This is a genomic window from Vibrio sp. V08_P9A1T1, from assembly GCF_963874405.1.
GTDB lineage: Bacteria > Pseudomonadota > Gammaproteobacteria > Enterobacterales > Vibrionaceae > Vibrio > Vibrio anguillarum.
This window is the reverse complement of the sequence record NZ_CAWNIB010000133.1, coordinates 15,171-28,926: the sequence shown is the minus strand read 5'-3', so window position 1 is coordinate 28,926 and position 13,756 is coordinate 15,171. Positions and strand designations below refer to the sequence as shown.

14 protein-coding genes and 1 other RNA gene are annotated in these 13,756 nt (G+C 45.3%); 7 read left to right on the top strand and 8 right to left on the bottom strand.

Features of this window, described 5'->3' with window-relative positions; all coding sequences use genetic code 11:
- Positions 1 to 333 precede the first annotated feature (333 nt).
- Together AACT21_RS06630 and ilvN are read left to right on the top strand one after the other, a co-directional pair.
- Positions 334 to 2,073 carry an acetolactate synthase 3 large subunit gene (locus AACT21_RS06630; RefSeq protein ID WP_094163900.1) on the top strand — a complete coding sequence of 580 codons (1,740 nt, stop codon included), beginning with the start codon at positions 334 to 336 and terminating at the stop codon, positions 2,071 to 2,073.
- A gap of 1 nt (position 2,074) precedes the next feature.
- A complete protein-coding gene (gene ilvN, locus AACT21_RS06625; RefSeq protein WP_010319822.1) occupies positions 2,075 to 2,569 on the top strand; it encodes an acetolactate synthase small subunit in 495 nt (164 codons plus the stop codon).
- A gap of 82 nt (positions 2,570 to 2,651) precedes the next feature.
- Here ilvN and serA read toward each other — a convergent pair whose 3' ends face one another.
- From serA to AACT21_RS06600, 5 genes are all read right to left on the bottom strand, one after another.
- Positions 2,652 to 3,881: a phosphoglycerate dehydrogenase gene (gene serA / locus AACT21_RS06620; protein WP_026028313.1), complete on the bottom strand. Its 1,230-nt coding sequence runs from the start codon at positions 3,879 to 3,881 to the stop codon at positions 2,652 to 2,654.
- 263 nt (positions 3,882 to 4,144) lie between these two features.
- Positions 4,145 to 4,801: a ribose-5-phosphate isomerase RpiA gene (gene rpiA, locus AACT21_RS06615; protein ID WP_010319820.1), complete on the bottom strand. Its 657-nt coding sequence runs from the start codon at positions 4,799 to 4,801 to the stop codon at positions 4,145 to 4,147.
- Positions 4,802 to 4,865: 64 nt separating this feature from the next.
- Positions 4,866 to 5,456 (bottom strand): 5-formyltetrahydrofolate cyclo-ligase, encoded by a 591-nt coding sequence (locus AACT21_RS06610; protein WP_026028314.1) that lies wholly within the window; start codon positions 5,454 to 5,456, stop codon positions 4,866 to 4,868.
- Positions 5,457 to 5,458: 2 nt separating this feature from the next.
- A non-coding RNA gene (gene ssrS / locus AACT21_RS06605) (6S RNA) lies at positions 5,459 to 5,643 on the bottom strand.
- A gap of 20 nt (positions 5,644 to 5,663) precedes the next feature.
- On the bottom strand, positions 5,664 to 5,972 hold the full coding sequence (locus AACT21_RS06600; protein ID WP_010319818.1) for a cell division protein ZapA: 309 nt from the start codon (positions 5,970 to 5,972) through the stop codon (positions 5,664 to 5,666).
- A gap of 243 nt (positions 5,973 to 6,215) precedes the next feature.
- Between AACT21_RS06600 and AACT21_RS06595 the strand changes: the two genes are divergently transcribed.
- Genes AACT21_RS06595 through AACT21_RS06585 form a run of 3 tightly spaced genes read left to right on the top strand, consistent with a single transcriptional unit; the run spans position 6,216 to position 9,227 of the window.
- The gene (locus tag AACT21_RS06595; RefSeq protein WP_017046479.1) at positions 6,216 to 6,791 is read left to right on the top strand and encodes a YecA/YgfB family protein; all 576 of its coding nucleotides are present in this window, start codon (positions 6,216 to 6,218) and stop codon (positions 6,789 to 6,791) included.
- A gap of 6 nt (positions 6,792 to 6,797) precedes the next feature.
- A complete protein-coding gene (ubiH, locus tag AACT21_RS06590) occupies positions 6,798 to 7,985 on the top strand; it encodes a 2-octaprenyl-6-methoxyphenyl hydroxylase (RefSeq protein WP_094163897.1) in 1,188 nt (395 codons plus the stop codon).
- Positions 7,986 to 7,997: 12 nt separating this feature from the next.
- Positions 7,998 to 9,227 (top strand): FAD-dependent 2-octaprenylphenol hydroxylase, encoded by a 1,230-nt coding sequence (locus AACT21_RS06585; RefSeq protein WP_081245346.1) that lies wholly within the window; start codon positions 7,998 to 8,000, stop codon positions 9,225 to 9,227.
- A 74-nt stretch (positions 9,228 to 9,301) separates the two neighbouring features.
- On the opposite strand, the gene AACT21_RS06580 is transcribed toward AACT21_RS06585, so the two are convergent.
- Positions 9,302 to 9,508: a DUF1107 domain-containing protein gene (locus tag AACT21_RS06580; RefSeq protein WP_010319814.1), complete on the bottom strand. Its 207-nt coding sequence runs from the start codon at positions 9,506 to 9,508 to the stop codon at positions 9,302 to 9,304.
- A gap of 642 nt (positions 9,509 to 10,150) precedes the next feature.
- On the bottom strand, positions 10,151 to 11,122 hold the full coding sequence (gene ygfZ / locus AACT21_RS06575; RefSeq protein ID WP_094163895.1) for a tRNA-modifying protein YgfZ: 972 nt from the start codon (positions 11,120 to 11,122) through the stop codon (positions 10,151 to 10,153).
- A 147-nt stretch (positions 11,123 to 11,269) separates the two neighbouring features.
- On the opposite strand from ygfZ, the gene AACT21_RS06570 reads away from it, so the two are divergent.
- Positions 11,270 to 11,530: an FAD assembly factor SdhE gene (locus AACT21_RS06570; protein ID WP_010319812.1), complete on the top strand. Its 261-nt coding sequence runs from the start codon at positions 11,270 to 11,272 to the stop codon at positions 11,528 to 11,530.
- On the top strand, positions 11,454 to 11,927 hold the full coding sequence (locus AACT21_RS06565; RefSeq protein WP_308515697.1) for a protein YgfX: 474 nt from the start codon (positions 11,454 to 11,456) through the stop codon (positions 11,925 to 11,927). The genes AACT21_RS06570 and AACT21_RS06565 overlap by 77 nt, the downstream gene beginning before the upstream one ends.
- 54 nt (positions 11,928 to 11,981) lie before the next feature.
- Here AACT21_RS06565 and nadB read toward each other — a convergent pair whose 3' ends face one another.
- Entirely contained in the window at positions 11,982 to 13,589 is a 1,608-nt protein-coding gene (nadB, locus tag AACT21_RS06560) for an L-aspartate oxidase (RefSeq protein ID WP_029189883.1), read from the bottom strand.
- Positions 13,590 to 13,756: the final 167 nt, after the last annotated feature.

Sequence of the window (13,756 nt, the reverse complement as noted above, 5' to 3'; positions counted from 1 at the left end):
CGCTTCCTCATAACGCTACATTGCTGCATGGTAATATTTTTTGCTTTATTTTTGCTAATTACTCATGGATTGAGCTGTTTTTAATACCAGTTTTACGATAGTTACCTAATAAAATTCCATTTAACCAAATATTTGCCAAAGTGTGCGCTATTTGGCGTTCGACCCGATGATAAGAAAGAGTTACAGTTGTTGCGTTACCTTGTTTTTTGTTATGACAAAAGCAAGACATAGCCGAAAGTGGAAAGTTTTCGAATTAGGCTACAAATAAGCCCTAAACTATGTAAAACCAGGCCCATTGACTGACCATGTGTTGGGTACTGGTAAGGAGAAAAAATGGCAACGCAATCCAATCAACAGATGTTATCTGGCGCAGAGATGGTGGTTCAATCTCTGATCGAAGAAGGTGTAGAGCAAATATTTGGATACCCAGGTGGTTCCGTTCTTGATATTTACGATGCGCTGCACGCAAAAACCGACCAAATTAAACATGTCCTTGTTCGCCACGAGCAAGCGGCCACGCACATGGCAGATGGCTATGCTCGAGCAACCGGAAAAACGGGTGTGGTACTTGTTTGTTCTGGCCCAGGGGCGACGAATACCGTCACAGGGATTGCTACCGCTTACATGGACTCAATTCCAATGATTGTTATTTCAGGCAACGTGCCAAATAACCTCATTGGTAACGATGCGTTTCAAGAATGTGACATCGTTGGGGTTTCTCGTCCGATCGTCAAACACAGTTTTCTTGTAAAAAAAGCTGAAGACATTCCTGAAACCATTAAGAAAGCCTTTTATATTGCCTCAACAGGGCGCCCGGGGCCGGTCGTGATCGATCTGCCTAAAGATGTGATGAATCCTCAGATCAAACTCCCTTACACGTATCCTGAGTCGATCAAACTGCGCTCATACAACCCAACTACTTCTGGTCATAAAGGGCAAATTAAAAAGGCGCTAAAAGCGTTGTTAGAAGCCAAAAAACCCGTATTGTACATTGGTGGTGGCGCTATTATTTCAGGCGCAGATCAGCACATTTTACAACTGGCTGAAACGCTCAATTTACCCGTAGTCAGCACGTTAATGGGGCTTGGTGCTTTCCCTGGGACACATAAAAATGCGTTAGGTATGCTTGGAATGCATGGCATGTATGAAGCCAATATGGCGATGCACAATGCGGATTTGATTTTCGGTATTGGCGTGCGTTTTGATGACCGTACAACCAATAATCTAGAAAAGTATTGCCCGAACGCTAAGATCATGCACATTGACATTGATCCTTCGTCGATCTCTAAAAATGTGCCAGTCGATCTGCCGATAGTGGGATCAGCTGAACAAGTACTGGAAACTATGCTGCAATTGCTCTCTGAGCAAGGTGGCTGTAATGATTCGCAGGCGCTTGAACTATGGTGGCAAGATATCCAAAGCTGGCGCGACCGCCAATGCCTAGCTTATGAGAAATCCAGCGAACGCATTAAGCCGCAGCAAGTGATTGAAACTTTACATAAACTGACTAATGGAGACGCATATGTGGCCTCCGATGTTGGTCAGCACCAAATGTTCGCCGCACTTTATTATCCATTCAATAAGCCTCGTCGTTGGATCAACTCTGGCGGTTTGGGCACCATGGGGTTTGGTTTACCCGCTGGAATGGGGGTTAAATTTGCCATGCCAGAAGAAGAGGTAGTGATTGTCACTGGGGATGGCAGTATTCAAATGAATATCCAAGAGCTTTCCACCGCGTTGCAATATGATATTCCAGTGAAAATTATTAATTTAAACAACCGTTTTCTTGGCATGGTAAAACAGTGGCAAGATATTATTTACCAAGGACGTCACTCTAATTCTTATATGAGTTCTGTTCCCGATTTTGCAGCAATTGCAGAAGCTTATGGCCACGTTGGCATCCGTATCTCACAGCCTGATGAACTTGAAGCCGGGCTTAAAAAAGCACTCGATATGAAAGATCGATTGGTTTTTGTTGATATTAATGTGGATGAAACGGAGCACGTCTACCCAATGCAAATTAAAGGCGAAGGGATGGACAAAATGTGGTTAAGCAAAACGGAGAGAACATAATATGAGACACATTATTTCAATATTAATGGAAAACCAATCGGGTGCTTTGTCTCGCGTTGTTGGTCTATTTTCTCAACGTGGTTATAACATTGAATCACTAACGGTTTCGCCAACCGATGATGCAACATTGTCACGCTTAAACATCACCACTAAGACCGATGAAATGCAACTTGAACAAATTCAAAAGCAACTGCATAAGTTGATTGATGTGCTTAAAGTGCAAGAAGTGTCGGAGTGCGAACACATTGAACGTGAGCTGATGATGGTGAAAGTCAAAGCCAGCGGTTTTGCGCGTGCCGAAGTGAAACGTACGGCTGATATTTTCCGTGGGCAGATCGTAGATGTCACTGCGGCGCAATATACTGTGCAGCTTGCTGGAACCAGCGAAAAACTCGATGCCTTTATTCAAGCGTTGTCGGAAGTCACGGAAGTAATCGAAGTCGCGCGAAGTGGCGTGGTAGGTATTGCTCGCGGGGAGCGAGCGCTTAAAGCTTAATTTACTGAGCTCCCTATCGAAATAAGGAAGGCCACATTTTATGTGGCCTTTTTGTCGTTTGGTGCTTTTACTAGAGAAGTGCTTAGTGAAGAATACGCGCACGAATGGTGCCGCTGATGCTTTTCAGCTTAGTAAGAGCTTCCGCAGAGCGAGCGGTTTCTACGTCAATCACTACATAACCGATATCCGCTGACGTTTGTAAATATTGAGCGGCGATATTGATCCCTTCTTCGGCGAAGATGGTGTTGATTTGTGTCAGAATACCCGGACGGTTTTCGTGAATATGCAGTAAACGCGAACTATCACGGTGAATTGGCAGTGATACTTCAGGGAAGTTCACGCTTGATAAGGTTGAGCCGTTATCTGAATATTTTGCCAACTTACCGGCTACTTCAATACCGATATTTTCTTGTGCTTCTTGCGTTGAGCCACCAATGTGCGGTGTCAGAATGACATTATCAAAATGCATCAGTGGGGATTCAAAAGGTTCAGAGTTTGTGGCGGGTTCTTCTGGAAATACATCTATTGCCGCGCCAGCTAGATGGTTTGATGCCAATGCATCGCAGAGTGCGGGAATGTCGACTACCGTTCCGCGTGCTGCGTTGATAAAGATAGAGCCAGGCTTCATGCGTGCAAACTCTTCTTTACCCATCATATTTTTAGTATCTGGAGTTTCAGGCACATGCAGAGAAATGACATCACATTTATTCAGTAGCTCACTCATGGTATGTATTTGCGTTGCATTACCGAGTGAGAGTTTGTTTTCTATGTCATAGAAATAGACTTGCATACCGAGGTTTTCGGCAATGATACCGAGCTGGGTGCCAATGTGGCCATAGCCAATAATACCTAAGCGTTTACCGCGTGCCTCATAAGAGTTATCAGCACTTTTTTTCCAAATACCACGATGCGCCAATGCATTTTTTTCAGGAATCCCACGCAGTAGTAGCAGTGTTTGGCCTAAAACGAGTTCAGCAACACTGCGAGTATTCGAAAATGGTGCATTAAAGACAGGAATACCGCGTTTTGCGGCTGCATTCAGGTCAACTTGGTTGGTGCCAATGCAGAAGCAGCCGATAGCAACCAACTTCTCTGCCGCGTTGATTACCGCTTCGGTCAAATTAGTGCGCGAACGAATTCCGATGAAGTGAGCATCTTTCACCGCTTCGAGCAGTTGTTCATCACCCAGAGAACCTTTGTGATACTCAATATTGCTGTAACCGGCAGATTGCAGTACTTCAACCGTTGAAGGGTGTAGCCCTTCGAGGAGTAAGATTTTGATTTTGTCTTTTTCGAGTGAAACTTTGGCCATTATTCTCGTCCTTAAAAATGGGAAGGTGGGCAAACACGGCGCACATAAAGCAAAAGGGCTAATGTAAAGAGGAAGATTAACCATTTTGTTGGAAGACAAACGTTTTCCTTGTGCGTCTTCTGACCAATAAAGTAACAAACTTTTTTTGTTTTGGGTAAGAAAATTACGAAATAAGGCATGATTTTCTAGGGCATAGCGAAGAAAAACGGCACCCATGGGTGCCGTTTGTAATGAAATAACGGAAAGTAGCCTTATTTTGTGACTTACTCTTCGATTTTGGCACCATTTTCCGTGCCAGTGATGACGACATCAGCACCTCGGTGAGCGAATAAACCAACGGTTACTACGCCGACAATCCCATTAATTTTATCTTCTAATGCTTTGGCATCAGTAATTTTTAATCCGTGCACATCCAAGATAACGTTACCGTTATCCGTTATTACGCCATGGCGATAGGCTGGATCACCACCAAGTTTAACCAGTTGACGTGCCACATAAGAGCGCGCCATTGGGATCACTTCAACTGGAAGTGGGAATTGACCTAGAACATCGACCGCTTTTGTACCATCAACGATACAAATGAATTTATCCGCAATAGCGGCAACGATTTTTTCTCGAGTGAGCGCAGCGCCGCCGCCTTTGATCATATCGCGCGCAGGGTTGATTTCATCTGCGCCATCAACATAAATATCGAGTTGATCAACATCATTGCAGTCGAACACTTCAATACCTAGGCCTTTTAGCTTCTCTGTTGAGGCGATAGAACTTGAAACCGCACCTTTAATATCATCTTTAATCGAACCCAGTGCATCAATGAAGTGATTCACCGTTGAACCCGTACCCACACCAACGATGCTGCCTTTTTCTACATATTTGAGTGCGGCCCAGCCGGCGGCTTTTTTCATTTCATCTTGAGTCATGCCAATCTCCTGATATCGATTTATAGTGACGGTAATGTTGCGGGGCGATTATAGCCTCAATAATTTATGATTCCCATTGCCAGATTTGGCTTGGAGTCACTATTTGAGGTAAAGGTATATCCCATGCTTCGCTCGGCAGATGAGTCACTTGTTGGCAATCATGAGCTAAGCCTATGGGTAGGGCACCTTTACCCGTTTTAAACCAAGCTTCTAACGTACGATCATAATAGCCGCCGCCCATCCCGAGCCTTTGCCCTGTTTGATCAAATGCCACCAATGGTGTGCAGATGATATCTAGCTCATTTACTGGTTTGATCAATGTTTGATTGAGCTTGGGTTCGGCAATGCCGTATTTATTTCGCGTCATTATGGTTTGAGCATCATAGCGCAAGAACAATAAATTCCCACTCGAGAATGGGTGTAAAACGGGAAGATAGGTCTGTTTGCCTTGTTGCCATAACCACGCTATGAGCGGTTGTGTTTCAAGCTCACCATCGGTTGCCAAGTAGAGGGCAATGTGCTGACTCGTTAAAACTTCAGGCAGTGTTGAAAAACGAGAGACAAGTTCAATTGAAGCGTGTTTTTGCTGCGCAGGTGATAGCTGTTTACGCCGCTGGCGGATGACTTGACGAAGTGTGTGTCGAGTGTTTTGCATAAGGATACCCCAGAGTGCCGTTGCGGATTTTGGCCCTTGAACCAGCTGGTTCAAGGCGGATCAGCAATGGTAACCGCAGGCTTCTCGGTACGAGCCGAGCTTGCTCAATAGCTACCAAGTACTAACCCTTTGGTGTTGCTTATCGGCTCAGGGACTTAAATCCGGCTGACAAACACTCTAGGGTAAATTTGGTTACGCTGGTAAAGACTACTGCTGTCCTAGCTTCACTTTACTGATGGCATCTTCAAGAGATGCAGCGAGCTGTTCCATGCGCTCGGTTAATTGATTTTGTTGGCCTAGGCTCTCATTGTTTTTGGTTTGCAATTCATAACAAATGTTGAGCGCAGCAATCGTGAGTAGCTTTACCTCATTGGTAACTTTAGTACGCTCTGCCATCTCTTTCAATCGGTTATCAAGATCTTGCGCCGCTTGGATTAAAGACTGCTCTTGTCCCGCAGGGCAATTCACACGAGTCAATTTTCCTAAAATTTCTACGTCTACCGCTTGATTACTCATGATGGATGAACTCTTATCGCGCTGTCTAAGATGGTGCCACTCACATGCCCATCGAGGTGGAAACTATAGGTAAAGCGGCCCTAAGATTCAAGCTTTTCAAAGCGAGCAGTAAAAAATGAGGGACTAAAAACACAGTTATTAGGCAAATTGAGTAAAAGCTACCCACAATTAACGCTTTGAGCATTTTCGCATTGGAAGCTAAGTGGTAGGATCGCGCTTATTTGATTTTATTACGAGCTTCCCATGAGCGAAAAAAAACTACCGGATTATCTTTCTCTTGCCACTGCCCTTCAATCTGCAGCACTTGCGGTTAACCCTGCTGAGTTGCATGGGTTGCTAACGGGCATGCTGGCCGGTGGTCTGGGCTTAAATGATAAGAGCTGGCAGCCACTTATTTTTGATTACACTAACGAAGGTATGGGTTGGCCAGATCGTCCGTTGACATTGGCTGAACAAGTACTCACCTTTACAATCGAAGAGCTCACTGGTAGCGGGATGGAGTTATCACTACTGTTGCCAGATGAAGAGGCGAGTGCCAGTGTATTTGATTTGGCTGATGGCGTAGCCGACTGGGTAAATCACTTTATTTCTGGGCTTGGCTTGATTGGGGTTGTTTTGAAAAAAGCGTCCGCAGAGACTAAAGAGGCCTTGGCTGATCTAGAAGAAATTGCCAAGCTCGGTATCGATGAAGAGGATGACTTGGATGAGCAAGCTCAACTTTTGGAACACGTCATCGAGCATATAAAAGCTTGTGTGTTAACAATTCATGCTGAATTTGGTATCAAACCTCTACAAGAAACTCAGCCGACCGTGCATTAAAGAGAGATGACTGTGAAGCAATTTGATGTGATTATCGCTGGTGGGGCGATGGCCGGTGCAACACTGGCGTTGGCCTTAGATACGCTTTCTCAAGGAAAGCTTGCGATTGCTGTGGTCGAAGCGCATCCGCTGGATGATAAGCTCGCCCATCCCGGCTTTGATTCGCGTTCAATTGCTTTATCCTACGGTAGCGTGCAAATTTTGCAAAATCTCTCCTTGTGGCAGTCGCTGCAAGAGGTCGCCACCCCAATTACACATATTCATGTGTCGGATCAGTCTCATATTGGGATGACCGATATCACTTGTCAGCAACTCGATTTAGAAGCATTAGGTTACGTGGTTGAATTAGCCGATGTTGGGCAGATTTACGCGCAAAAAATGCAGCAGAGCCCGCATATTGAGTTATTTTGCCCAAGCGCGGTTCAGCAAGTGGAACGCAGTATGGATAAGGTCACTGTCACCCTTAACGATCAACGAACGATCCAAGCTAAGTTATTGGTCGCAGCTGATGGGGCTATATCGACCTGCTGCGAGCAAATCGGCCTCATCCAACAAGAGCATGATTTTGAACAGGTCGCGGTTATTGCTAATGTTGTGAGCTCAAAAGCTCACCAAGGACGAGCGTTTGAACGATTTACCGCCGATGGTCCTGTCGCGTTATTACCAATGAGTGATAATCGACTCTCTTTAGTTTGGTGTTTACCTCCCGCGAAAGCCGAGCGAGTTTTTTCACTCAGTGATGAGGGTTTTTTAGCACAGCTTCAAGATGCGTTTGGTTGGCGTTTAGGGCGAATGAATAAAGTGGGCACTCGTGCCTGCTATCCATTACAACTGCGTTATCGAGAGCAGAACATTTCACATCGTTTTGCCATTGTGGGCAATGCCGCTCAGACATTACATCCGATTGCGGGACAAGGTTTTAACTTAGGTATTCGAGATGTGGCAAGCTTGGCGGATGAGCTTATCAAGCAGCAAGCCGATGTTGGCTGCTATCGCGGTTTACAAGCTTTTTCCCAACGCCGAGAAGCGGATCGTGATGCCACCATTAAGCTGACATCATCCCTGGTGCATCTCTTTTCCAATGATTGGTTAACCACTCGTATTGGTCGCAATGTAGGCCTCATGGTGATGGATAATTTACCGTGGCTGAAAATGCCGCTACTGCGCCGAACGCTTGGCGTAGTGAATAGATAAAAGGGTCTGTATATGATGCAAAGTGTCGATATTGTCATTGTGGGTGGCGGAATGGTTGGCCTTGCACTGGCCGCCGCATTAAAGCATAGCGAACTGCGCATCGCCGTGATTGAGGGCCGAGTACCTAGCCTTGAACTGGCAGAGCTGCCGGATGTGCGAGTCTCCGCCTTAAGCCGTTCCAGTGAAATCATGTTGCGAAACCTTGGTGCATGGCAAGGCATCATTTCTCGTCGCGCTGCGCCTTATTCGGCGATGGAAGTGTGGGAACGCGATAGTTTTGCGCGGATCGAATTTAGTGCCAATCAAATGACTCAGCCGGATCTGGGACACATTGTTGAGAACCGCGTCATTCAATTAGCCTTACTCGAACAAGTACAAAAGCAAGCGAATGTGACACTCTTTATGCCCGCTCAATGCCAATCTCTGGCTGTCGGAGAAAGTGAAGCGTGGCTAACGCTCGATAACGGTCAATCACTCACCGCAAAATTGATAGTAGGAGCCGATGGCGCAAACTCTTGGGTTCGTCAGCAGCAAGACATTCCATTAACCCATTGGGATTATGGACACAGTGCGCTGGTGGCAAATGTCCGCACGGTGGAACCACATCAATCGACGGCAAGGCAAGTGTTTACACCACAAGGTCCGCTGGCCTTTTTACCTATGTCTGATCCTCATATGAGCTCAATCGTTTGGTCTACAGAGCCCAACCGAGCGCAGCGCTTGCTCAGCCTGTCTGAGCTCGAATTCAATAAGATACTGACCGCTGAGTTTGATCATCGTTTAGGTTTGTGTGAGGTGGTCGGTGAACGTGCTGCTTTCCCACTTAAAATGCGTTATGCCCGAGATTTTGCTTTACAACGAATCGCACTCGTTGGTGATGCGGCGCACACCATCCATCCGCTAGCCGGGCAAGGTGTTAATTTAGGTTTACTTGATGCTGCAAGCTTAGCTCAAGAACTACTCGCGTTGTGGCATCAAGGTGAAGATATTGGCTTGCTCAAAAATTTGCGAGGTTATGAACGTTGGCGAAAAACAGAAGCAGCCAAAATGATTGCCGCGATGCAAGGTTTCAAAGATCTTTTTGAAGGTGATAACCCGGCGAAGAAACTGATCCGTGGCATTGGCATGCAGTTGGCTGGACAACTTCCTGGAGCCAAAGATGAGATTATGAAAAGAGCACTGGGTTTAAAAGGTGATTTACCTGATCTTGCCAAGAGTAAAATGGTGCTGCTTGAGCCCTAACAGTGATTAACCTAATGATGGCAAAAGGGCTGGCTTATGGCCAACCCTTTTAAAATTCTTTAATGAAACTCGTATTATGCGTAGGCGCAGCGTAGTCTCATGATTTCCTGATTCACTTCCTTCACCGTCTGAAAGTGGCGCTTGTCTGCGCGCTCTGGCAAGATCAGTTTGCCATTATCGAATTCAAATTTTCCAACCCCGTAAATATAGATTCTTCCTTTAAAAAGCCGACTTACGTGTTTAGCTATCATACCTGGCGTATAGCGCTTAAACAGTCTCATACTTCGATCCTTCTGTTATTCTAACACTGCAAATTATAAATAAATTGCGCCTCTAATAGTGTGATTGCCATAGAGGAATATGCAGTTATTGATGACTCTTTTGGATATTTGTGCTGCCGTAGGCAAAATGTTGGATAAATACCCATGTTTGCGTGATTATCTCCTCAAAATAGTGCTAACAAAAAATGCTCAGTGCACCATTCACTTGGTGCATATTAAGCACGACAAATATTACACTTTAAAGAATAGCTGCTGTTTATGGAAAGTGTTAAATTTTGGTTAAGAATAGCCTAAAAAAAAAGCCCGCTTAAATAAAATAGGCGGGCGAATAGTCACAGATGCATTACACAAAAAGTGGATGTCCTGAAACAATCAGTGGATTCACTTTTTTGCTGGTCAGGGCAACTTCTCGTTTGTCCTGACCAGCATTGTTAAGAGTACGTCAAAATAAACCTGATGACTATTTATGTTTCAATAATGACTAAAAATTCACCTCTAATGTTGTGTGATTTAGAGAGCGATCACGTGCCAATGTAATGGATTACATTATTGCATTCTTTTTCCTGAAATTTATTCGAGATAGGCGAGTGTTAGAAAGCATACGCCTCGTAAAGAGGCGCATGGTCAATATGAGGAAGAAGCTTATTCGTCAGTAAGAGAGTAGGGGAGAGCTTGCATAAACCAACGAGTGTTTGGTTGGCTTGCAAGACGAAACTCAGTTTCTGGCTCGAGATTGTTTGGTAAGACTATTAAACCGATAGCGGTATTATCAGCAAACGTGTAATGAACCATTAATTGCCCAGCACTACGCCAGTTTTCTCCAACTGAGCGTTCGATCATGATTGGTTGATCATTACTTAGCGGTTGCTCAATGTTGCCTTGAAGGATGTACATTGCACGCTTATTAATACCTCGATATTTAGCGCGAGCGACGGTTTCTTGGCCTGTATAACACCCTTTATTAAAGCTGATACCATTAAAGGCCTGAAGATTAACGGCTTGCGGTATGTGCTCATTTTGATCCGCTTGACCAAGGACGGGGACTGCTTCTTCGATATCAAAGCGAGTCCACGTTTCCTCGGTGACTTTCAGTGCTTCACTTTGCGTCATGAGCTGTTGCGCGGTTTGCTCTGAAACAAGTAATAGCCAACGTTGGGATGAAATTTTGATGGCGCTACCGCCGTCAATCAAACGCACCTCACCTTCATCCGCCGTTAATGTATTGATATATTGCTCAGCTTGTTCGCCCATAACGCCCAGTGCGACGTCTTGGCTCTGGCTGATATTGACCTTAGAAAAAATAGCGTATTTTTTCAGCTCTCTTAATTCAGCTTCTATTGCTGATAAAGGCTGGAACATCGCATAACCATCGTGATGGTGGAACAGGCGAAAGACGGACCACACTTTGCCTTTCGCATCACAATGGGCACCTAAGGTTGACTGTGTTGGTTCAAGAGTGACGACATTACAGGTCACTTGGCCTTGCAAATAGGCTTTTTTATCATTGCCTGAAATGATGATAGTGCCCCAGGATGCAAGATGAGTCAGCATCAGTGGTGGAAGTGAGTCATTGGCGGTTACTGCGAGAGGTGTCAATGTGTTTTGCCAGTCCATAGTCGTTACCTAAAGAGAATCTTGAGCCCCATGTTAATCCGGAAATTTTTTTTTGTCAGCTTGAACAGGGACTGTGACTCATCTACTAGTTGTATCTTCATCCAGTTGATACACTCAACGCAAATAAACATAAGGTGAGGAAAACCGATGTACACCACTGAAGAAAAAGCAAGAATCAAGTGGGCATGCCGTCGTGGAATGTTAGAGCTCGATGTGGTTGTGATGCCGTTCTTTGAAGAGTGCTTTGATTCTCTGAATGAAAATGAGCAACGAGATTTCGTTTCCCTACTTGAGTCTGACGACCCTGATCTATTTACTTGGATCATGGGGCATGGTCGTAGCGAAAATCTTGGGCATGCGGCCATGGTGGATAAAATTGTTGCCCACAACCTCAGCAAAGTGCGTTAATTTCGTATTATTTCCTTCCCATTTTGCCCGCATTACTAACTTCATTTTTTTGATGATAGCCGTGTGGGCATTATTGATATCGCCGATTCCACTTGTAACGCTCCCCTTATTTTACGCACCTCTTATCACGGCGCAAAAGAGTACCTCACTGTTAGTCCCTAGCTTAATCGGCCAATTCAAGCTCACGAGTCACGGTGAGTGGCAATGTGCCGACCAGAATCTGTCCATTGAAAAGGTTTCTACACAGTTTGCGTTTATGGTGTTGATCATTTATGCACAACAAGGTAAGCGCTATCTAGTGTGGCGCGACAGTTGTGTGGAAGCGGATTATCGCCGTTTATTGGTGCAGCTTCGGCAGGTTACCCATAACCAATCACCAACAATAAAGGAGCGATAAACGCTCCTTTATTCATTCGGTCAACTTGACGCTAACAGATGATCGTTGGCGAGGTTACTCGTCTGGCGTTAGGATAGTTGGGCCACTATTTTCGGCTAACTCTGGATAATCGAGCGTGTAGTGCAAACCGCGGCTCTCTTTGCGTTGCATAGCACAACGCACCATCAACTCTGCCACTTGCAGTAAGTTACGCAGCTCAAGCAGGTTATTTGAAACGCGGAAATAACTATAGTATTCGTGGGTTTCTTGTTGCAGTAATTGAATGCGGCGTAGTGCTCGCTCTAAGCGCTTATCTGTGCGGACAATCCCCATGTAATCCCACATAAATAGGCGCAGTTCATGCCAGTTATGTTGGATTACGACCTCTTCATCAGAGTTATTGACCTTACTTTCATCCCAACCGGGTAAGCTTGGTGGGAGCTGAGCCGTTGGTAATCCTTTTAAAATATCCTTTGCCGCTGACCAGGCATAAACGACGCATTCTAATAGAGAGTTCGACGCCATTCGGTTAGCACCGTGCAAACCGGTGTAGCTAACTTCGCCGATCGCATACAGGTTATGCAGATCCGTTTTACCTTGTTTATTGACAATAACGCCACCACAAGTGTAGTGCGCCGCAGGAACAATCGGAATCGGCTCTTTGGTCATATCAATGCCCAAATCCATCAAGCGTGTATAAATGGTTGGGAAATGTTTTTCAATAAAATCGGCCGGTTTGTGGCTGATGTCCAGATACATACAATCAGCACCTAAACGCTTCATCTCATAGTCGATGGCGCGAGCCACGATATCACGAGGAGCCAGTTCGGCACGTTCATCAAAATCGAGCATGAATCGTGAACCGTCTGGGCGTCTTAAAAAAGCGCCTTCGCCACGTAGTGCTTCTGTCAGTAGGAAATTACGTGCTTCAGGGTGGAAAAGACAAGTTGGATGGAATTGATTGAACTCAAGGTTCGCCACTCGGCATCCTGCACGCCACGCCATTGCGATACCATCACCTGAGGAAACATCAGGGTTAGAGGTATATTGATACACTTTTGAGGCGCCGCCCGTGGCTAAAACGACAAACTTAGCGCGGATCGTTTCAACGTGTTCCTCATTGCGGTTCCAAATATAAGCGCCAACCACTCTTTTTTTATCACCACCGATTTTATCTTCGGTGATTAAATCCAGTGCATTGTGTCGTTCAAGGATAGTAATGTTGGGGTGATTATGAACATTGTCTTGCAAGGAGGTTTGCATTGCCATGCCAGTGGCGTCAGCCGCGTGCAAGATGCGGCGATGACTATGGCCGCCTTCACGAGTTAAGTGATAGCGAGGTGCTTCATCACTGTCATTCTCTTCTCTGTCAAAAGGAACGCCGCCATCGATAAGCCACTGAACACACTCTTTAGCATGCTCGGCGATGAAACGGACAGTATCCTCTTCACAGATCCCTGCGCCCGCAATTTGAGTGTCTTCGACGTGTGACTCAATACTGTCTGATTCGTCAAAAACAGCGGCAATACCTCCCTGAGCGTAATAAGTGGCACCTTCACTGCGTGGTCCCTTACTCAGTACAATGACTTTACTGTGTTTTGCTACGCGTAGTGCGAGCGATAAACCCGCTGCGCCACTGCCTACGACTAATACATCGCATAGATGTTCACGGTTTGCGTTCATAAAACTTTTAAATTCCCGAACTAGAGTAGAGTTGTCCAACTCTCATTTTAAATATGCATTGCATGTATCTATACTCTTGAAGTGATTCAGCCGCAAGGTTTATCCACTAACGGTATCGCTATGGCTTCAAGCCAATAGCAGTAGAGAAAGATTTGATGCAATACTTT

Bases quoted from the DNA above. Each gene is read 5' to 3' on its own strand.
- AACT21_RS06630 (WP_094163900.1), top strand. From the start codon at position 334: ATGGCAACGCAATCCAATCAACAGATGTTATCTGGCGCAGAGATGGTG.
- ilvN (WP_010319822.1), top strand. From the start codon at position 2,075: ATGAGACACATTATTTCAATATTAATGGAAAACCAATCGGGTGCTTTG.
- serA (WP_026028313.1), bottom strand. From the start codon at position 3,881: ATGGCCAAAGTTTCACTCGAAAAAGACAAAATCAAAATCTTACTCCTC.
- rpiA (WP_010319820.1), bottom strand. From the start codon at position 4,801: ATGACTCAAGATGAAATGAAAAAAGCCGCCGGCTGGGCCGCACTCAAA.
- AACT21_RS06610 (WP_026028314.1), bottom strand. From the start codon at position 5,456: ATGCAAAACACTCGACACACACTTCGTCAAGTCATCCGCCAGCGGCGT.
- AACT21_RS06600 (WP_010319818.1), bottom strand. From the start codon at position 5,972: ATGAGTAATCAAGCGGTAGACGTAGAAATTTTAGGAAAATTGACTCGT.
- AACT21_RS06595 (WP_017046479.1), top strand. From the start codon at position 6,216: ATGAGCGAAAAAAAACTACCGGATTATCTTTCTCTTGCCACTGCCCTT.
- ubiH (WP_094163897.1), top strand. From the start codon at position 6,798: ATGACTGTGAAGCAATTTGATGTGATTATCGCTGGTGGGGCGATGGCC.
- AACT21_RS06585 (WP_081245346.1), top strand. From the start codon at position 7,998: ATGATGCAAAGTGTCGATATTGTCATTGTGGGTGGCGGAATGGTTGGC.
- AACT21_RS06580 (WP_010319814.1), bottom strand. From the start codon at position 9,508: ATGAGACTGTTTAAGCGCTATACGCCAGGTATGATAGCTAAACACGTA.
- ygfZ (WP_094163895.1), bottom strand. From the start codon at position 11,122: ATGGACTGGCAAAACACATTGACACCTCTCGCAGTAACCGCCAATGAC.
- AACT21_RS06570 (WP_010319812.1), top strand. From the start codon at position 11,270: ATGTACACCACTGAAGAAAAAGCAAGAATCAAGTGGGCATGCCGTCGT.
- AACT21_RS06565 (WP_308515697.1), top strand. From the start codon at position 11,454: ATGGTCGTAGCGAAAATCTTGGGCATGCGGCCATGGTGGATAAAATTG.
- nadB (WP_029189883.1), bottom strand. From the start codon at position 13,589: ATGAACGCAAACCGTGAACATCTATGCGATGTATTAGTCGTAGGCAGT.